The sequence below is a fragment of the Hymenobacter miniatus genome, from assembly GCF_016427455.1.
Lineage (GTDB): Bacteria > Bacteroidota > Bacteroidia > Cytophagales > Hymenobacteraceae > Hymenobacter > Hymenobacter armeniacus.
Genome location: NZ_JAELXR010000003.1, coordinates 34,965 through 55,567, shown reverse-complemented (window position 1 = coordinate 55,567; position 20,603 = coordinate 34,965). Strand labels below are relative to the sequence as shown.

Genomic DNA, 20,603 nt, shown 5'->3' with positions numbered 1-20,603 from the left:
GGCCTGTGGCGTGATGTAATGCTACCGGTTGCTGGCTATGCGATGGCTTGCGAACGTCCGCTGGCGGTAACCAGTCCCCGCAAAGGCTCATTGAAGCCGACAGCCCCCACCAGTTCTTCTAGGGGCAAGTGCAGACGGTACTTCCAGAAGTGTGTGGGATTGCTGGGCACGTTGATTTGCTCGTCGTGCGGGTTGGCCCGGCGCAGATGCCCATCGATGGCCAGCAAATCCTGCAGCGGGAAGATGGCCCACATGGCCGGCGAGTGCAGGTGCTGCACCAGGATTTCGCGGGCCACCCAGGGCTCGCAGTAGAAAGGGGCCACCTCGCGCCAGTGGCCGAGCATGGTTTCGAAAAAGCGCTGGGTACGCACTCGGTCTTCTTCCCACCAGCCGCGCACGGTGCTCATGTCGTGGCTGCTGGTCGTGACCACGCTCAGGTAGGGCGCGTGGTCGGGGTGGCCGAACTCGGTGGCGGGGTCGGAAGGCATGCGCTGGATATGGAGGCCCAGGATGCCGAGTTCCTTCATCACGCCGGGCACCGAAGCAGGCACCATGCCCAGGTCTTCGCCGCAAATGAGCATGTCGGTGGCGTAGCGCACGGGCGGCAGCTTCACGAGGCCCTGCTGGCGCCAGAACTCCTCGTGGCGCCGGAAGAAAAAGTCGATGTAAATGTCGTCGTAGAGGCGGCGGCGGTCCTCGTCGCTGTCGAGTTCGCGGAAGGAATAGCTCTTGTTGAGCGTGATGCGCGGGTGGTAGAAGTCGTTGCCGGCCGGCACAAACAGCACCTCGTTCACGAGCTTGAACAGGCCGGTTTGCAGCCATTGGAAGTACGCCGTATGCTCGGGGTAGTCGGCTATTTTCTGGGCAATGTAGGCCTCTATTTTGCGCTGGTTGTCGACGCCTTCCTTCAGGTGGATGCGGCCGTAGCTGGCGTCGTACATGTACTCGTCGAACACGTTCTGGGCCTCGCCTTGGAAAATATCCTGCAGCATGTGCCACCGGATGTAGGGCTCGCACAGCCGCGAGTAGTCGAACCAGCCCAGGCGACGCTCAATCTCGTGGCGGTGCAGCGGCAGCGCGGGCGAAAAGTGCCCCAGCAGGCCCTCCACCGACTCGATGGGCATCTCCCAAATGCGGAAAAAGCCCAGGATGTGGTCGATGCGCAGGGTGTCGAAGTAGCGAGCGAGGTGGCCCATGCGCTGCTTCCACCATTTGTAGTCGTCCTCGGCCATGCGCTCCCAGTTGTAGGTGGGGAAGCGCCAGTTCTGGCCGGTGGTGGAAAAGTCGTCGGGCGGGGCGCCGGCCTGGCGGTCCATGTGGTAAAGCTCGGGCTGGGTCCAAGCATCCACCGAATGGCGGTAGATGCCGATGGGCAAGTCGCCCTTCAGCACCACGCCGTGGGCGCGGGCATAGTCCACCGCGGCCAGCAGTTGCTTGTCGAGATGGTACTGCACGAAGAAAAACAGGCCGTACTCGTCGTAGTCGGCCGCCGTTTCGGCGGTGAGGGCTTCCAGGTTCTGCGGGGTGCGGAACTCCTCGGGCCACTGCTGAAAGTCGGCGGTGCCAAACCGGTCGCGCAGGGCCGAGAAGGCCGCGTAGGGCACCAGCCATTCGGCCTGGCTGGCGTAGAACGCGCGGTAGCCGGCATCGGCCAGGAAGTTCTGCTTCTCCTGCTTATAGAGCAGCTTCAAAAACTTCCACTTGGCGTTCATCACCGGCTCGTAATCCACGAAGTCCTTCGCGTTGAACTCCTGCTTGAGTTGGGCCAATTCCTTGGCGGCCTTCTTGTCCTTGAGCGCGGCAATGCCTTCGAGGTGGATGAACTGCGGGTGCAGGGCAAAAACCGAAATGGCGGCGTAGGGATATGAGTCGACCCAGGTGTGGGTGGCCGTGGTGTCGTTGATGGGCAGAATCTGAATCAGCTGCAGGCCGGTTTGCACGGCCCAATCGGTCAGCAGCTTCAAATCGGAAAACTCCCCTACCCCAAGTCCCTGCTCAGAGCGCATGGCAAACACGGGCAGCGCCACGCCAGCGCCGCGCCAGGCGTCGGGGTAGCGGTAGCCCTCGTCGTTGAAGACGCGCGCGGCGGTGCGGTCCTGGCTGGCGGGCACCACGCGGTTGTCGCCGCCTTCCATGCCGAGGGCGTGGCCGGCGGCCGGGTCCCACATGGCGTATTTGTAGTTGCAGTCCTCGCCGGGGCTTTGCAGCTTGATGCGGCCGCTCCAGGTGGGGTAGGCAGCATCGGTCAGCACGAGGGCCTTGGTGTTGTCCCAGGCCCCGAGGGCGGGGTCGGAACCGAGAATGCACAGGCCAAGGTGCGGCGCCACGCGGGGCGCTACCAGCTGAAACACGGTTTCGCCGGCCGCGGGTGGCAGGCTGGTGGGCTGCGGGGGGCTAGCCGGCGCGGCAGTGTCGGGGGCCTTCGCGGCTTTGGCGCCTTTGGCGGCCGGCTTTTTGGGTTTGGCAGCCGGGGCCTCGGCGGGCGCCGGGGCGCCGGGGCGGCGGAACAGCGCCTTGGTGAAGGCGGCGGTCAGCAGCTCGTTTTCGGGCTGGGCGGGGGCACGCCAGTAGTCGGCCAGGCGCAGTCGCTGGGCGCGGGCGGGGTCGTAGGCCAAAACGCGGTTGGGGCCGTGCTCCCAGTGCTGAGCGCCGGTGTTGGCGTCGAGCAGGACGTACTTATAGGAGAGGCTGCCAGCGGCATCGGGCACTTCCAGGTCGAGGCTCCAGCAGGTTGTGGCTTCGTCGTAGTGCAGGGGCGCGGCACTGGCCAACTGCCAGCCGCCCAGCTCGGGCCGCGAGCCACACACGGCCAAGCGCTGGCCGAACACGGTGCGGTAAGGAAGGGAAAAACGTATTGTCATGCAGGAAGCTTGGTGGGATTTGGGGGCGAAAGATAACGCCTTGCGGAGTGAAGACGGAGGAACCGCGACGGAGGAATGGCCCTGTGCAACCCGTTGTGCAAGACGGAATAGGAATATCCGGACGGCATTTGTGCAATCGATTGTACTCAGTTGCTGAATTCTAGTGCCCGCGGGCTGCTTGGGCGGTTCTTAAATGGAGTAATTCCGACGCCCGGATTTATCCCACGGCATTCCATCCCCATTCGGTACGGCACCGGTTTCCAACCCCGGCTCATGGTTTTGCGTTTGGAAGGGCTGCCTTGCTACGTGTTGCTGCTAATTCCTTCCTGCTTTGTCCACTTTTCTGCGTCGTGCCCTTTACGGATTGCTGGGGTTAATTGCTCTGGTGCTGCTACTCGTTATCGCGGTGGTGGTGGTTTTGCAATTTCCTGCGGGACAAGATTTTGTGGCGAAACGCGCCGAAAGCTACCTGCGTGGCAAGCTGGGCACGGAAGTGCGCATCGGCAAGTTCCGCACCGACTTCCGCCACGCCATCAACCTTGATGGCGTGTACGTGGAGGACCAGAAGCGCGATACGCTGCTGTCAGTAGGCCACCTCGGCGTCGACCTTGATATCTGGGCCCTGCTGCACAGCCAAGTGAATGTGTCGAACGTGGAGCTGAACGACGGCCGGGTGCGCCTCACGCGCACCGAACCCGACTCGGTGAACAACTACGATTTCATCATCGCGGCCTTCACCGACCCCACGGCGCCGGTCGATACCACGGCCTCAGGCCTGAAGTACGACATCGGCAAGGCCCGGCTCACCAACATCTACTTCACCCAAAACGACCAAATCACCGGCTCCGACATCAGGGCCCGGATTGGCGAGTTCACGGCCAACATGGACGAGGTGGATGTGGACAACTCCATCTATAAGGTGGATAACGCGGCCCTGCGGCGCGCGGCCATCAGCATTGTGCAAACCAAAACGGCGCCGGAGGTGGAAAACCCCGGGCCCACCGAGCCGCTCACCCTGCAGCTGGGCCTGAACCGGGCCACGCTCGACAGCGTGCAGTTCACTTACAAGAACGCCCCGGCGGCGCAGTACATCAACACCACCATTGGCCTGGCCGACATCACCGCCAAGGACATCGACTTGCAGCGGCAGCGCGTGAGCCTGGGCAAGCTCACCCTCAAAAACACCACGTTTGCCTACGCGCAAAACGAACAAGTGCCGGTGGAAGAGCGGGTGGTGAACCCCGCCGAGACTGTGCGCAAGCTGGACGAAGCCACCGATAAGGCCAAGGCCGCCACCGGCCAAACCGCCGCGGCCCCCGGCTGGCGCGTGGCCCTCGACCAGTCCGACATCAGCGGCCTGGCCGTGAACTTCGACAACTTCAACCAGCCCAAGCAGCGCACCAAGGTGCCGGCCATGGACTACAACCACCTGCACTTTACGGACTTGGTGCTGAACACGCGCGACCTGCGCTATTCCGAAAACCGCACCACCGGCCGGGTGCTGAACCTGGCTGGCAAAGAGCAAAGCGGCTTCCGCGTAGATAAATGGCGGGCCAACGTGGTGTATGACTCGGTGCAAATTCGCCTCGACAGCCTCGATTTGGTGACGCCGCACACCCGCATTCGGCGCACGCTGGCCATTGGCTACGAAAGCCTGGCCGCGCTGGGCGACACCAAAAACCTGCCGAACCTGAAGATTGAAGGCGACCTGCGCGACGTCCGGCTGGGCTTCCGCGACATCTTGTACCTGGCGCCGGACCTGGCGGGCACGCCGCCCTTCAATACCGGCCCCAACCAGAGCGTGCTGCTGAACGGGCAGATTGCCGGGCGCGTGGGCGATTTCACGGTGCGCAACCTGGAATTTGTGGGCCTGCGGAATACGGTGCTCAAAGCCCGCCGCGGCCGCATTCAGGGGCTGCCCAACACCGATGCGCGGCTGTACGCCGACCTCGACATTCAGGATTTCCACACCACCGAGGCCGATATCCGCAGCCTCGCGCCCAAGGGCAGCATTCCGAACACCATCAGCATTCCGCCCTCGCTGGCGCTGAGCGGCACCTTCCGCGGCCGGCCTACCACGCTGGCGTTTGACACCAACCTGAAGCTGCGCAGCACCTACGGCGACCTGGCCTTTAGCGGCAACGTGGGCGCGCCGCAGGCCAACGGGCGGCAGCCGCTGGTGGGCACCTTCGCGGTGGGCGGGTTCGACTTTGGCCGGCTGCTGAAGAACCCGCAGCTTGGGCGCGTCACGGCTTCGGGGCGCATCAACGCCACGGGCAATTTGAAAGACCCCGGCACGCTGGTGGGCCGCGTGCAAAGCACCGTGCAAAGCGCCCGCTACAACGGCTACACCTACCGCGGCGTGGTGGCGACGGTCGACTTGGACCGCAACCGCTACGTCATCAACGCCAGCAGCAAGAGCGACCCCAACCTGAACCTCGACCTGCAGGCCGTGGTGAACCTGCGCGACGCCCGCAACCCCACCTACGAAGTGACCAGCCTGAACCTGCGCGGCGCCAACCTCACGGCGCTGGGCTTCTACACCGGCGGCGACCTGCGGGTGCAGGGCAACCTGAAAGCCAACCTGCGCGGCTCGGACCTGAACTCGCTGAACGGCACCTTCAGCGGGCAGAAGATTGTGATAGTGCGCGACAACCAGCCCTTCGCGCTCGATTCGCTCAACGGCCGCATTGTACAGACGGCCACGCGCACCACGGCCGTCATCACCTCCGACATTGCCAACGTGAACCTCGACGGCAACGTGCACCTCGGCGACCTGGCCACGGAGCTGCAGCAGCACCTCGACCGCTACTTCGACGTGCCCGGCGTGCAGTACGTGCCCAGCGCGGCCGACCGCCATTTCACGTATTCGCTGAAGCTGAAAGACCCCAAGCTGGCCACCAAGCTGGTGCCGGGCCTGAAGAAAATTTCGCCGTTTACGCTGGCCGGCGACTACTCGCGGCAAGCCGCCCGCCTCACGGCCACCACCAGCATTCCGCTCATTCAGTACAACAACTACCGGCTCGATTCGCTGCGGCTGAACGTGGACTCGGACCCCGGCAAGCTGGACTACGCCCTGCGCCTGGCCCAGGCCGCCCAAGACACCACCCTGAAGCTGCGCCGCCCCAGCGTGATTGGCAACGTGGCCAACAACAAGGTATTTGCGCGTGCGGCCATCCTGGGCGACTCGGCCAACCGCGAAAGGCTGGCGCTGGCCGGCACCGTGCAGGCCCTGGCCCAGCCCCGCGGCGAAGTGGCCTACCAGTTTGAGGCCGCGCCGGAGCAGATTCTCAACTACGACACCTGGACCGCCGGCGCCAACAACTACGTGCGCTACTACCCCACCGGCGCGGTGGTGGCCAACGGCCTCAACCTGACGAACGGCCGCAGCACGCTGGCCCTGCAAAGCCAGAACCCGCAGGTGCCCACCTCGCCGCTGGGCGTCACGTTTACCAATTTTGAGCTGGCCGAGCTGGCCAAGATTGTGCAGCAGCAGGACTCGCTGGTGGCCGGGCAGCTCAACGGCACGGCCCGCATCGACAACCTGGGCAAGCCCAACCAAGCTTTCACGGCCGATGCCACCGTCAAAAACCTGGTGTTTCAGAAAGCCCTCATCGGCGACATCGCTTTCAACGCCACCAACCCTAGCGCCGGCCGCTACGACGTGGACGCCCGCCTGACCGGCGGGGCCGCCGGCACGGTGGGCGGCGCCGGCAACGACGTGCAGGTGCGCGGCACCTACCTGGCCAACAGCCCCGCCCCGCTCAACCTGAACGTGGACGCCAACCGGCTCAACCTGAAACTGGTGGAGCCCTTCTCGGTGGGCCAGGTGCGCAACGCCAACGGATACATCAGCGGGCGGCTGACGGTGACGGGCGCGCCCGCGGCGCCGGTGGTGCGCGGCACGCTCAATACCTCGGCCGATGCCGGGTTCATTGTGCCGCAGCTGGGTTCGCCGTTCCGGCTGCCCAACCAGGCGCTCACGTTTGACGACCGGGGCATTGCGTTCAACAACTTCACGGTACTGGATTCGGCCTCGAATAAGGCCGTGGTGAACGGCTATCTGCTCACGAAGGACTTCATCAATTATTCCTTCGACATGAACGCCACGACCAACAATTTCCTGGCCGTGCGCAGTACCCGCGAAAACAACGAGTTGTTCTACGGCCGGCTGGTGCTCGATTCGGAAACGCGCCTGACCGGTCCGGTGGAGCTCATCAAGATTGACACGCGGGTGACGGTGGTCGAAGGCTCGAACCTGACGGTGGAGTCGCCGGCGGCCACGCCCACCACCCAGGAACGCACGGGCATCGTGGAATTCATCGACAAGAGCGCCCCGCTCGACACCATGCTGGCCCGCAAAGTGGCCCTCGACACCACCAAGGTGAACGCCACGGGCTACGATATCACGGCGGTGGTGACCATTACCAACCGCACGCCGTTTACCATCGTCATCGACCCGGCCAGCGGCGACAACCTGAAAGTGCGGGCCGCCGGCACGCTGAACACCAACATTGCGCCCGATGGCACCATCAGCCTGAGCGGCCGCCTAGACGTGGCCCGCGGCCAGTACCACATGTCGCTCTACGACCTGGCGCAGCGCGATTTCATCCTGGCCCGCGGCTCGTCCATCACCTGGGACGGCGACCCTTACAACGCCACCCTCGACCTCACGGCCATCTACAAAGTGCAGGCCGCACCGGCCGAGCTGCTGGCCGGCCAGGGCATCGACGACCAAACGGCCAACACCGTGGCCCGCAACCGCCTCCCCTTCAACGTGCTGCTGAAGGTGACGGACCAACTGAGCAAGCCCACCATCGGCTTCGACATCACGCTGCCCGAAAACCAGCGTGGTGCGCTGGGCGGACAAGTAGACACCAAGCTGGCCCAGCTGCGCCAACCCAGCCAGACGTCGGAGCTCAGCAAGCAGGTGTTTTCGCTGCTGATTCTGGGCCGGTTTGTGGCCCAAAACCCCTTCCAGACCAGCAGCGGCGAGGGCCTGGTGGCCACGCAGCTGCGCGGCAGCGCCAGCGCTGTGCTTACCGACCAGCTCACCAACCTGACCGACAAATACCTCTCCGGCCTGGGCCTGGACCTGGGCGTGACCAACCAGGCCGACTACAGCACCGGCGAGGCCCGCAGCCGCACCGACCTGAACGTGGCCGTGCGCCGCCAGCTGCTCAACAACCGCCTGACCGTGCGCGTGGGCACCGACATCAACCTGAGCGGCGGCTCGGGCACGCAGGCCACCCAGGGCCAGAACAGCGCCAGCAACCTGGCCGGCGACGTGAGCCTGGAATACCGGGTGCTGGCCGACGGCCGCCTGCGGGTGCGCGTGTTCCGCCAGAACGGCTACGAGGACATCGACGGCCAGATTATCCGGACGGGCGCGGCGCTGGTGTTCCAGCGCGACTACCGCGACCTGAAAGACCTGTTTTCGAAGGTACCCAAGGACGTGAAAGCCGAGCGCAAGGCGGAGCGCAAAGAGGTGAAAGCCGAGAAAAAAGCCGAAAAAGACTCCGTGCAAAACCAGCCCGCGGCGCGGGTTGACTCCACGCGTGACAAGTCCACCACCGGACGCTAATACCGAATCAGAGTATGCTTATTCACTACCGCCGTTCTGCTGCTGAGCCTTGCGCCGCGCCCTTGCGCGGGCGCGCGGGCAACTCGGGCAGCCGGCTTGGGGCCTGGGCCGTGACGGCGCTGGCGCTGCTGGGCCTGTCGGCCTGCTCGGGGCTGAAATACGTGCCCGAAGGCCAGAAGCTGTACACCGGCAGCAAGGTCATCATCAAGTCGCCGGAGAAAATCACCAACGAAGCGGCCCTGCAAACGGAGCTGGAATCGGTCATCCGGCCCAAGCCCAATGCCTCGTTTCTGGGCCTGCGGCCCAAGCTGTACTTCTGGGGCCTGGGCCAAGGCAAAACCAAGGGCCTGGGCCACTTCCTGGCCGACAAGTTTGGGGAGGCGCCGGTGCTGCTGAAAGACGTGAAAATTGCCGCCACCAGCGGCCTCATCACCAACCGGCTCTACAACAACGGTTTCTTCAAGGGCACGGTGACCAACGAAGTGAAAACCCAGGAGAAAACCGCGCAGGTGAATTACACGGCCAATACCGGCCGGGTGTATACCATTCAGGAAATTCATTTCCCCGACCGCGACACGCTGGTCGATAAGGACATTCGGGCCACGCAGGCGGGCAGCCTGCTCAAGGTGGGCGACGCCTATAACCTCAACACCTTCACGGCCGAGCGGGTGCGCATCGACAACGACCTGAAAAACTCGGGCTATTTTTATTTTAACCCCGACTACATCCTGTTTCAGGTCGACAGCACGCTGAACAACAAAATCAACGTGTATTTGCGGGTGAAGGCCAAGGCGCCGGACAAGGCCACCAAGCCGTACTGGCTCGAGCGTATTCGACTGAACACCAACTACGTGCTGACGGACACGACCACCCGGCAGCCCATCCTGTACAAGAAGTACGAGTATTACCCCGACGAAAAGGTGTTCAAGGCCAAGGCCATTACCAACGCCACCTTCCTGTACCCGGACAGCCTGTACCGCCGGCGGCGCCGCGACCAGACCATCAGCCGCCTGATGAGCTTGAACACGTTCAAGTTCGTGGAAATCCGGCTGCGGCCTTCGGCGGCCGGCGACTCGGCTGGCCGCGCCCGCCTCGACGCCGACGTGTTGATGACGCAGCTCAAGAAGAAGAGCCTGCGGGCCGACCTGCAGCTGGTGAGCAAGAGCAACGGCTTCACCGGCCCCGGCCTCACGCTGTCGTTTCGCAACCGCTCGGCCCTGCGCGGCGGCGAGCAGCTGCTGGTGAACGCCGTGGCCAGCACCGAAACCCAAAGCGGCAACGGCAACGGCGCCTTGGGCCTCACCAGCTACGAGTTCGGGTTGAATGCGCAGCTGGTGTTTCCGCGATTGGTGGCGCCCAACCTGCCGCTGTTCGACATCAAGCTGCCCAACTCCGACTTTCAGCCGCGCACCACCATCGGAGCCGGCTACCGCACCGTCACGCGCGCCAACTACTTCCGCGAGGACTTTTTCAACCTCAACTACGGCTACACCTTCAAAACCAAGATTACCAACGAGCAGGAAATCCGACCCATCGACATCACCTACGTGCGCCTGGCCGACACCACCAAGGCCTTCAACGACCTGCTGAAAACCCGCCGCTACCTGCGCAGCGCTTTCGAGCAGCAGTTCATCTTGGCCAGCTCGTACCGCTACACCTACAACCAGCAGGTGCTGGAGCAGCGCCGCCAGCAGATTTATTTCAGCGGCCAGGTGGAGGGCAGCGGCAACGTGGCCAGCCTCATTGCCCAGGCCACGGGCCAGAGCCGCAACCTGCCCGACCAGGGCTACACCGTGCTGGGCCAGCAGTTCAGCCAGTACCTGAAGTTTGATTTGGAGCTGCGCGAGTACTACCGCATCAGCCAGAACCCCACGTCCGGCAACCGCATTGTGGCGCGCCTGCAGGCCGGCATCGGCATGCCCTACGGCAACTCCGTGGTGCTCCCCTACCCCAAGCAGTACGGCATTGGCGGCCCCAACAGCGTGCGGGCCTTTGCGGCGCGCGGCATTGGGCCCGGCACCTACCGCCCCCAAACCACCGAGCAGAGCCTCAACCAGTTCTACGACCAAGTGGGCGACATCCGTCTCGAAGGCAACGTGGAATACCGCCAGGACCTGGTGCCCTACGTGAAAGGCGCCCTGTTCGTAGATGCCGGCAACATTTGGCTGGCCAACCCCGACCCGGAGCGGGAAGGCGGCGAGTTTAAAGCCAATTCCTTCCTCAAGCAGCTGGCCGTGGGCTACGGCGCGGGCCTGCGCATCGACGTGCAGTTCTTCGTCATCCGCTTCGATTACGCCCTGCCGTTTAAAGCCCCCTACGGCACACCCGATAACCCCGCGGGCCGGTTCAACTTGGCCATTGGGTATCCGTTCTAGTGGAGAGGTAGGGAGAAAAAGAGGAAGGGAGATGGGAAGTGTGATGTGCCAATTGCGCAGCTAGCACAGCTAGGATTCTAACCATCCCCACCACCTCACCGAATTATCGGCATGCGCTCAAACGGCCTTTCGCGGTCGAACAGGTAGCGGTAGGTGGCGTGGGTTTTCAGAATTTTGGCGCCGATGGAGCGCGTGGTCACCAGCATGCGAGGGTTGAAGTCGCCAATCCAGTTCATCTCGATGTCGGCGTAGCCCGCATCGATAAATGCCTGGCGAGCATACACCAGCATGGCCGCGTCCACGCCCTTGCCCTGGTGCTCGGGCACCACGCCGTAGATGATGCCGAACAGCTTCTTGTCGCGGCGCTGCATGTAGCGGCGCTGCTCCCACAAAAAGCGCAGCTTGCCCAGCAGGTTGAGGCGCCGGCCCACGTGCTTGAAAATCTGGTTCAGCTCGGGCAGGCTGATGAAGAAGGCCACCGGCTCCGGGCCGTGGTAGGCAAACCAGAGCAGGCGCTCGTCCAGCACGGGCTTCATCTGCTGCACAATCTTGCGGGCCTCGTCTAGGGTCATCGGCTTCACGCCCGAGTGCCGGGCCCAGGCCAGGTTGTAGACGTGGTGGAAGTCCTGGGCCAGCTTTTTGGCGTCCTGCTTGCGGGCGTGGGCAAAGCGGTAGGTGCCGGCGTGCTCTTCGGCACGCTTGGCAAAGCTGGGGTGCAGCTCGGCCGCCGTGGTGCGGTAGCAGGTGTACTGCTTGAAATACAGCTCGAACCCGTAGTGCTCAAACAGCGGCCGGTAGTAGGCCGGGTGCCAGAACATGCCGTAGTTGGGCTCCAGGTCGTAGCCCTCAATGAGCAGCCCCCAGAACCGGTCCCGCTCGCCAAAGTTGATGGGGCCGTCCATGGCCTGCATGCCGCGGGCCGCCAGCCACTGCCGGGCCGCGTCGAAGAGCTGGTTGGCGGCCGCCTGGTCGTCGGTGCATTCAAAGAAGCCCATGCCGCCGGTGGGCAGGTCCGGGTTTTGCACGTCCACCGCGTCGCGGTTCAGAAAGGCGGCCACGCGGCCCACGGCCTGGCCGGAAGCGTCCGTCAGCACCCAGCGGGCGCACTCCCCATTTTTGAACTTGGGGTTTTTGGCGGGGTCGAACACGGCTTCCACTTCGTTTTCGAGCGGGCCGATGTAGTTCGGCACGGCCGCGTGCAGGCGGGCCGGCAATTCAATAAACAACCGCGCCAGGCGGTCGTCAACAACTTCAAGAAGCGGCATAGGCAAAGGCGGTGCCTAGTCTGGCAGCTCCACTAGCTGCCCGAGGCCGGCACCGCCGCAAAGAAACGGGCTGGCGGCTGCTCCGGCCCGGCGGCGGGCTTCAGCGCGACGGGGTCGAATACGCGTTTTCGCGGGCCGGGCTGCTGCTGGCATGGCCCCCGGCCGGCTCGCGGCCGGCGTCACCCGTAGCCAGGCGGCTGGTTTTGAACTGCCCCAACAGGTAGCAAAATGGACACTCGTTCCTGCCCTCCCCCATTCCCAGCACGCGCGCCGTTTCGGCTATGCCCAACGCCACCTTGCACCGCGGGTGGGTGTGGTAAACGGTGGACTCCGCTTTGCCCGGCAAACTGGAATAAAAGGGGAAAGGCGGAACCATGCTGTTTCGTTTCGAAACGCAATAAATGTACAAATAATATATAATATTTAACTAAACGAACCAACATTATTTTTTATACACGCAAAAATGATATTTATCATTTTGTAACGGAATCATTGTCAAACTCAAAAAGCGGTTCCGGTTTCGCAGTGAATTAGGCATTACATCATGGATGTCAAACAAATGCAAGCAATAATGCCCGGCTGCAAGTGCTTGCAGCCGGGCATTTTCCGACTAAGTGAAACAGGCTATACCTAATCCTTGGGTTTCACCTTCGTTTTGTTGCGCTTGTCCTTCACCTTAGCGTCGGTCTGCACTGCCGGAGCAGGCGTTACAACGGTAGTGGTGGAGGTAGCGGGCGCCGTTTCTACCGTAGTAGTGGTCGATTCGGTGGTGTTGGTGGCCGGGGCCGGTACCGCCGTTGGATACGACGGCGAAGCAGGCGTGGCCGGCGTTACCGTGGTTTGGCGGGTAGTGGTGGTGGTGCTGGTCTGGGCACTGGCCGAATAGCCGGCCGTGGTAACCAACAGCGCGAGCAGAAACAATTGCTTTTTCATAGCGGCTACAAGAGTTAGTGAAACCATATTTGCGTCGCAAAACGCCAATCTGAAGGCTTTTAACGCAAACAAGGCAAAAGGGTTGGCTCGGCTTGCGGCACAGCTTGGCGGCGCGGGTGCCTGCCCGGGAAGCTTTCAGCCGGCCAGCGGCGCGGCTGCTTCGGTGCCGCGCAGGTCGAAGGCGGCGCGCGGCTCCCACAGCTGCCCGCTATGCCGGAACAGCGTGAGGCGGTTCACCACAAACTCGGCGGCATAGGGGCGGGCCGCAAACAGCTCGCGCAGCGCCGGTACCTGCGCAGGGGGCAAGTCGCGGGTGGCCAGCGTGAGGTGCGGCGTAAAGGGCCGGCTTTCGGTCGGCACTTCGGGCAAGTGCGCGGCGCACCAGGCCACGAGCCGGGCGTGCAAGGCCCCGATTGCGCCGGGCTCGCTCACCCGCACAAACAGGGTGCGTTCTCCAAACCAGGCAAAGCCGTTCAGGGCCACGGTGGCTGGGCCCTGCGTGGCCGCGAAAGCTGTCAGCGCCACCGTGCAGCGGGCCTCAAACGAATCGGGCTGGCGCTGGGGTGGCAGCAGGGTGATGTGGGGCGGCAGCCGCACGGCGTTGCGGCTGCCCGTGAGGCGATGCACCTCCTGCTTCAGGGCCCAGGTTTCGGAATAGACGGGTTCTGGCGGCAGCACGGCCAGCAGGTAGAGCGTTTTCATGGCGCACAACGAACAAGACGGCCTTGCTGTACGCAAAAGCCCCGCCCGGCCGCCGGCGCCCGGGGTGCCGCCCTGCTCAGGAGAGCAGCCGGGCCTGGTGGGCGGCGCTTATCAGGCCCGGCGCATTTTTGAGGGTGGCCAGCACCACTTCCTTCGCGGCCTGCTTCAGCTCGTCTTTGCTGATGTCGCGCGCTTCTTCCTTCACCAGCTCGCCCATGGTCTGGAAGGCGTGCAGCAGGGTTTGGCGGCTGGGCTTTTCGGTTTTGAGCTCGGCGTATACCCGGGCAATCTGGGCGTTAATCTTGAGGCGGCGGGTGTGAAACACAGAATCAGTGGCTGTGTGCGACTGCACGGCATCGAGCACGGCCACCAGCGGCCGCCACCGGGTGGCCGTGAGCAGCACGGCGTCGCTGAGGCGCTGCCGGTGGCTGGCCTCGGCTAGCGGAGTCTCCGGCGTTTCTGCCGGTTCGAGACGGTGGTTGGGGCGGCTGTCGGCGGGGCGTTCAGCGGGCGTGGGGGCGTTGTTGCCGGAAGGCATGGCGGGGCACAGGAGTCAATGGGCTCGCCCAAGATACGTGAGTGTCCCCAGTCCCGGCCCAACGGCCGCGCCCTCCCCTACCGCGAACGGCCAACACCGCCGGGGCTAAACACAAAAACGCCCCGCTACAGATTCGTGCGGGGCGTTTCAATCAGCGGGAACGTAGCCTAAATGGTATGCGGCGCAGGTACTATTGCCAGCCGCCACCCAGAGCGCGGTACACATTCACCGTTGCGTTTAGCTGTTGCATCTTGGTTTCGATGAGGTCAAACTTCGACTCCAACGCCTCGCGCTGGGTGAAGAGCACCTCCGTGTACTCGGCCCGGGCGTAGCGGAACAGGCTGTTGGAAATGTCCACCGACTGGTTCAGGGCGGCCACCTCTTTGGCTTTGGCGTCGTAGCTTTTCTCCAGGTTGCTGATGTTGGAAAGCTGGTTGCTCACCTCCACGTAGGCGTTCAGCACCGTCTTTTCGTAGCGGTACACGGCCTGCGTTTGCGTGGCATTGGCGCTGTAGTAGGTAGCCTTGATGCCGTTGCGGTTGAACAGCGGGCCGGCCAGGTCGGCACCCAGCGAATAGAGCATCGACTGCGGCGTCGAGACCAGCAGGCCGGGCGTGAAGGCCGCCAGTCCCACGCCCCCGGCCAGACTCAGCGACGGGTAGAAGTTGGCGCGCGCCACCTGCACGTCGAGTTTGGCGGCCGCCAGCTGCTGCTCGGCCTGCCGGATGTCGGGGCGGTTGCTAAGCAACTGGGTGGGCAGGCCGGCCGTGATGACGGAGGGCTGCAGGTCGTTGAACGTGGCGTCGTCGCGCACCACCGGCTGCGGGTAGCGGCCGGCCAGGTAGTTTAGCTTGTTCTCGGTTTCCGTGATGCTCTGCTGCAGCTTGAACTGCAGGCTGCGGGTGTGCTGCACCTGGGCCTCGAAGCGTTTCACGGCCAGCTCGGTGGTGCGAGCCGATTCCTTTTGCAGGCGCACCAGCTCCAGCGCATTACTCTGAATGCCGATGTTCTGCTTCACGATGGACAGCTGGTTGTCCAGCGCCAGCAGCTCGTAATACGAGTTGGCAATCTCGGAAATCAGATTGGTCACCATGAAATTTTTACCCTCCACCGATGCCAGGTAGCGCAGGGCTGCCGCCTTTTTGGCGTTGCGCAGCTTGTGCCAGATGTCGACCTCCCAGGTGGCAAACGCGCCCAGCTGGAAGTTGGTGAGCGGGTCGGGCGTGCGGCGGTCTTCCTTGATGTCGACCTGCTCCTCGGTGGCGCCTTGCAGGGTGTAGCGGCCTACTTTTTCCACGTCGGCGCGGGCGCCCAGGCCCACGAAGGGCAGGTATTCGCCGCTGCGGGCGCGCACTTCGTTCTTGGCAATCTCGATTTCCTGCAGCGTGATGTTCAGCTCCTGGTTGTTTTGCAGGGCCGTTTCAATCAGGGCTTTCAGGTTGGGGTCGGTGAAAAACTGTTTCCACTGCACGCGGGCCAGATTGGCGCTGTCGGCGGTGGCCGGGGCCGCGGCCGAAGCCGTGGGGTAACTGGCCGGGGTGCTGCGGGTTTCGTTCTTCACCACTAGCTCCGGGGTTTTGCAGGCCCCCACCGCGAGAGCCAAACCGGCAGCACCGAGGTATTGATAAATTCGTTTCTTAAGCATAAGGCTCCATTTCTTCTAGTGTAACGCGGGGCTCTACGCCTTCGAGGATGGGCGACTCATTCTCATCCTTAATCAGTTTGCTGTTGCCGGCCAGGGTGCCGAAGAAGTAGTACAGGCCGGGGATGATAATTACCCCGAACACAGTGCCGAACAGCATGCCGCCCAGCGCCGAGCTCCCAATGGTGCGGTTGCCGATGGCACCGGCGCCGGTGGCCACCACCAGCGGAATCAGGCCGGCGATGAAGGCGAACGAGGTCATCAGAATCGGGCGGAAACGGGTCTTGGCACCTTCAATGGCCGCGTCGCGGACGCTCATGCCTTCCTCGTGCTTGAGGGCCGCGAATTCAACGATAAGTACCGCGTTTTTACCCAGCAGACCGACGAGCATTACCAAGCCCACCTGGGCGTAGATGTCGTTGGCCAGGCCAAAGATTTTGATGAACAGGAACGAGCCGAACACGCCCGCTACCAGCGAGAAAATAACGGCCAGCGGCAGCAGAAAGCTTTCGTACTGCGCGGCCAGCACCAGGTACACGAACACCAGCACGATGAGGAAAATCACGGTCGACTCGTTGCCGCGGCCCACTTCGTCTTTCGACAAGCCGCCCCAGTCGATGCCGTAGCCGTGGGGCAGGGTCTCGGCCACTTCCTGCACCGCCTTGATGGCCTCGCCCGAGCTGTAGCCCGGCGCGGCACCGCCCCGGATGGAGCCGGTGGGGTACATGTTGTAGCGGTTGATTTCGTTGGCGCCTTGGCTCTTCACGATTTTCATGAAGGCCGAGAATGGCACCATCTCACCTTTGTCATTCTTGGCCCACATGTTCAGGATGTCTTCGGGCAGCTTGCGGTACTCCGGCGAAGCCTGCACAAACACCTTGAAAAAGCGCTGGTACTTGATGAAACCCAGCTCGTAAGTCGAGCCCACCAAGATGCTCAGCGTGTTCATGGCGTTGCCAATGCTCACGCCCTTCTGCATGGCCAACTCGTTGTCAATCTTGAGCTCGTACTGCGGGTAGTTGGCCGAGAAGAAGGTGAACACGCCCGCCAGCTCCTTGCGCTTTTTCAGCTTGGCGATGAACTCGTTGTTCACCCGTTCCAGAGCCTTGTAGTCGCCGGTGCTGGTTTTGTCGAGCATCTGCAGCTGGAAACCACCCGCCGCGCCGTAGCCCGGCACTGCCGGCGGCTCGAAGAATTCGATGGTCGCGCCGGGAATCTCGTGGGCCTTCTTTTCTAGGTTCTCCACAATTTCGGCAATGGATTCCTTGCGCTCCGACCACGGCTTCAAGTCAATCAAGCAAGTACCAGCGTTCGAGCCGCGGCCTTCGGTGAGTACTTCGTAGCCGGCCAGCGTCGAGATGTTGGCGATGCCGGGCACGTCCTTGGCCAGGTCGCGCAGGCGCTTCGATACGGCGTTGGTTTGTTCCAGCGTGGTGCCGGGGGGCGTCTGCACAATGGCGTAAATCAGGCCCTGGTCTTCGCTTGGAATGAAGCCGGCCGGCAGACCCGCCGAGATGGCCCAGATGCCCAGCCCGAAGGCCACCAGCATCACGAAAGTGACAATGCGGTTGGCCACGATGCGCTGCAGCAGGCCCACATAGGCATTCGTCAGCTTCTCAAAGCCACGGTTGAACCAGTCGAAGAAGCGCTGTAGCGGCGTCTGCTTCTTGGGTTGGCCATGGTGGTTTTTCAGAATCATGGCGCAAAGCACCGGCGTCAGGGTCAGGGCCACGAGGCCCGAAATCACGATGGCCGTGGCCATGGTAATGGAGAACTGGCGGTAGAAAATGCCCACCGGGCCGCTCATGAACGACACCGGAATGAACACGGCCGTCATCATGATGGTGATACCAATAATAGCGCCGCTGATTTCCCCAACCACTTGTCGGACTGCGTTATAAGGCGATAGATGATGCTCGTCCATCTTGGCGTGCACCGCCTCAATCACCACAATGGCGTTATCGACCACAATACCAATCGAAAGCACCAGCGCAAACAGCGTAATCATGTTGATGGTGAGGCCGAACGCCTGCATCGCAATGAACGAGCCCACCAGCGACACCGGCACGGCCAGCGCCGGAATCAGCGTCGAGCGCCAGTCGCCGAGGAAGATGAACACCACCAGCGCCACCAGAATAAAGGCATCGCGCAGGGTGTGAATCACGTTCTCAATCGAGGCGTCGAGGAAGTTCGACACGTCGTAGGTGATTTTGTAGTCCATGCCGGGCGGGAAGCTGCTCTTTTTCAGCTCTTCCAGCTTGGCCTTCACCTCTTTAATAACGTCCGAAGCGTTCGAGCCGTAGGTCTGCTTCAGCACGATAGCGGCCGAAGGATACTGGTTCAGGTTGGAGTAGATGTCGTAGTATTCCGAGCCCAGCTCCACGTTGGCCACGTCCTTCAGGTGCAGGCTTTCCCCGTTCGCGTTGGCCCTCAGAATCACGTTCTTATACTGCTCCACGTCGTTGAAGCGGCCCTGGTAGCTCAGCACGTATTCCAGCGACTGCGCGTTCTTGCCATCGGCGCGGCCAATGCGGCCCGGCGAGCCAATCACGCTCTGCTCATCCAGCGCCTTCATCACGTCGTCCACCGAGATGTTGTAGGCCCGCATGCGGTCGGGCTTCAGCCACACGCGCATGGCGTACTGCCGGCTGCCCAGGATGCTGGCCCGGCCAATGCCGCCGAGGCGCTGCAACTCGGGTATCATGTTTACGCCGGCGAAGTTGAACAGGTACTTCATGTCCGTGTTCTTGTCTTTCGAGTACAAGTTCACGTACATCAGCATGTTAGGCACCACGCGGTTCACAATCACGCCCTCGCGCTGCACAATCAGCGGCAGGCGGTTGAGCACCTGCGCAATGCGGGTGTTCACGTTCACCACCGCCTGGTCGGGGTTGGTGCCCAGGTTGAACACAATCTGAATGTTGGCCTCACCAGCCGATACGGCGTCGGAAGTCATGTACTTCATACCCGGCACCCCGTTCACCGCCTGCTCCAGCGGAATCAGTACCGACTCCGTCAGCACTTTAGCACTAGCGCCAGGGTAGGAGGCGCTCACCATCACAAGGGGCGGCGAAATCTCCGGAAACTGCGACGTGGGCAGCTGCATGATGGCCAGCCCGCCCATGAGCAGAATGGACACCGAAATAACAATGGCAAATACGGGCCTGCGAATGAATTTACTAAACATATTCTTCTGGCTGTGTGGATATTAATTGGAAGGGCGGTAGAACCCAAAAGGCCGTCATGCAGAGCGCAGCGAAGCATCTTGCGTGCCGCCACTAAATCAATCGTTCTGCATTTTTGATTGCTGGCACAAGCGAGATGCTTCGCTGCGCTCTGCATGACGGCTTTTTGGCTGCGCCCTGACGCTTACTCGGCCGTCACCTTCAAATTCGAGAGAACCCCCTGCGGCGCCTTGTAGTCATAGGTCACCTTGTCGCCGTCTTTCACCTTGCGCAGGCCTTCCAGGAGGATGCGGTCGTTGGGCGTGATTCCGGAGCCAATGATATAGAGGTCAGGCATTTCGGAGGCGATGCCGACTTCGCGCTGGTGCACCACGTTGTTTTTGTCGACCACGAAAACGTACTTCTTTTCGAGGATTTCGAAGGTGGCTTTCTGCGGGATGATGAGGGCGTGTTTCAGCGGCACGGTCATGAGCACGCTGCCGGTTTCGCCGTTGCGCAGCAGGCCGTCGGGGTTGGGGAAGGTGGCGCGGAAGGCGATGTTACCGGTTTCGTTATTGAAATCAGCCTCAATGGTTTGCACGATACCGGTCTGGTCGAACACCTCGTTGTTGGCCATGCGCAGCTTCACGTGCGCGGCCTTGTCGTTGGTCTTGGCGTGCTGCTTGTAGGCCAGGTACTCGGCCTCGGGCACGTTGTAGTACACCCACATTTTGCTGTTGTCCGACAGCGTCGTCAGCAGGTCACCTTCGTCCACAAGGCTGCCCAGTCGGGCTTGAAAGTGGTCCATGATGCCGGTGAACGGCGCCTTCACCGTCGTGAATTGCAGGTGGGCCTGGGCCAGCGACACGTCGGCGTTGGCCTTGTCGTACTTGGCCTGCGACAGCGCCAGCTCGCTCTTCGACACGATGTTCTTGTCGGCCAGGTTCTTGGTGTTCTGGTACTCCATCTGCACGTAGTGCGCCTCGGCCTGCGACTTCTTCAGCTCGGCCTGGTACACGGTGGGCTTAATCTGGAACATGGTCTGGCCCTGCGCGACCTTCTGGCCTTCGTCCACGAAAATCTTCTCCAGGTAGCCCTTCTCCAGCGCCCGCAGCTCGATGCGCTGGTAGGAGTGAATCTGGGCCACGTACTCCTTCGTGATGGTGGTGTCCTTCTGCAAGGGGCTGGTGGCCACCAGTCTAATCTGCTCTTCGACTGGCTTCTTCTCTTCCTTGCAGCCGGTGGTGTACAGCAGCGCGCTGCCGCTTAGCAGCAGCAGCGTTTTTTTTAGGTAAGCCTCGGAGAATAGCGTGGGAGTTCGGTAATGCATTGTCTAAATGATGATTGTGTAGTGGCTGGGCCACGCCAACCGGGGCCGGGTCTCCCGTTCATCGACTGCCCGTGGTTGCGTGGTGGGGTTCGTACATGCGCGTTCGGCCTGGCTCAAGCAGCAGCAAGCCGTTGGTGGCCGGCCACCGGCCGGTACCAAAGGCCGGGCGGCGGAAAGCTGCGGCCGGGTGGGAAGACCAGTGCAGCACC

General features: G+C 62.5%; 10 protein-coding genes. 2 read left to right on the top strand and 8 right to left on the bottom strand.

Annotated elements, in window-relative coordinates; translation table 11 throughout:
• Positions 1 to 35 precede the first annotated feature (35 nt).
• Positions 36 to 2,861 carry a 4-alpha-glucanotransferase gene (locus tag JAO73_RS05495; RefSeq protein ID WP_198976148.1) on the bottom strand — a complete coding sequence of 942 codons (2,826 nt, stop codon included), beginning with the start codon at positions 2,859 to 2,861 and terminating at the stop codon, positions 36 to 38.
• A gap of 364 nt (positions 2,862 to 3,225) precedes the next feature.
• Between JAO73_RS05495 and JAO73_RS05490 the strand changes: the two genes are divergently transcribed.
• On the top strand, positions 3,226 to 8,445 hold the full coding sequence (locus JAO73_RS05490) for a translocation/assembly module TamB domain-containing protein (protein ID WP_198976147.1): 5,220 nt from the start codon (positions 3,226 to 3,228) through the stop codon (positions 8,443 to 8,445).
• A gap of 14 nt (positions 8,446 to 8,459) precedes the next feature.
• Positions 8,460 to 10,820 carry a translocation and assembly module lipoprotein TamL gene (tamL, locus tag JAO73_RS05485; RefSeq protein WP_198976146.1) on the top strand — a complete coding sequence of 787 codons (2,361 nt, stop codon included), beginning with the start codon at positions 8,460 to 8,462 and terminating at the stop codon, positions 10,818 to 10,820.
• 95 nt (positions 10,821 to 10,915) lie between these two features.
• On the opposite strand, the gene JAO73_RS05480 is transcribed toward tamL, so the two are convergent.
• The 7 genes from JAO73_RS05480 to JAO73_RS05450 all read right to left on the bottom strand — a co-directional run bounded on the left by JAO73_RS05480 (position 10,916) and on the right by JAO73_RS05450 (position 20,394).
• Positions 10,916 to 12,085, bottom strand: coding sequence for a hypothetical protein (locus JAO73_RS05480; protein ID WP_198976145.1), 1,170 nt, complete (start codon positions 12,083 to 12,085; stop codon positions 10,916 to 10,918).
• Positions 12,086 to 12,715: 630 nt separating this feature from the next.
• Entirely contained in the window at positions 12,716 to 13,018 is a 303-nt protein-coding gene (locus JAO73_RS05475) for a hypothetical protein (RefSeq protein ID WP_198976144.1), read from the bottom strand.
• Between the two features lie 135 nt (positions 13,019 to 13,153).
• The gene (locus tag JAO73_RS05470) at positions 13,154 to 13,720 is read right to left on the bottom strand and encodes a 2'-5' RNA ligase family protein (RefSeq protein ID WP_198976143.1); all 567 of its coding nucleotides are present in this window, start codon (positions 13,718 to 13,720) and stop codon (positions 13,154 to 13,156) included.
• 76 nt (positions 13,721 to 13,796) lie between these two features.
• Positions 13,797 to 14,258: a hypothetical protein gene (locus JAO73_RS05465; protein WP_198976142.1), complete on the bottom strand. Its 462-nt coding sequence runs from the start codon at positions 14,256 to 14,258 to the stop codon at positions 13,797 to 13,799.
• Positions 14,259 to 14,448: 190 nt separating this feature from the next.
• A complete protein-coding gene (locus JAO73_RS05460; RefSeq protein ID WP_198976141.1) occupies positions 14,449 to 15,903 on the bottom strand; it encodes a TolC family protein in 1,455 nt (484 codons plus the stop codon).
• Positions 15,896 to 19,087: an efflux RND transporter permease subunit gene (locus JAO73_RS05455; protein ID WP_198976140.1), complete on the bottom strand. Its 3,192-nt coding sequence runs from the start codon at positions 19,085 to 19,087 to the stop codon at positions 15,896 to 15,898. The genes JAO73_RS05460 and JAO73_RS05455 overlap by 8 nt, the downstream gene beginning before the upstream one ends.
• Positions 19,088 to 19,269: 182 nt before the next feature.
• Complete coding sequence (locus JAO73_RS05450; protein WP_198976139.1) at positions 19,270 to 20,394, bottom strand: efflux RND transporter periplasmic adaptor subunit; 1,125 nt, start codon at positions 20,392 to 20,394, stop codon at positions 19,270 to 19,272.
• Positions 20,395 to 20,603: the final 209 nt, after the last annotated feature.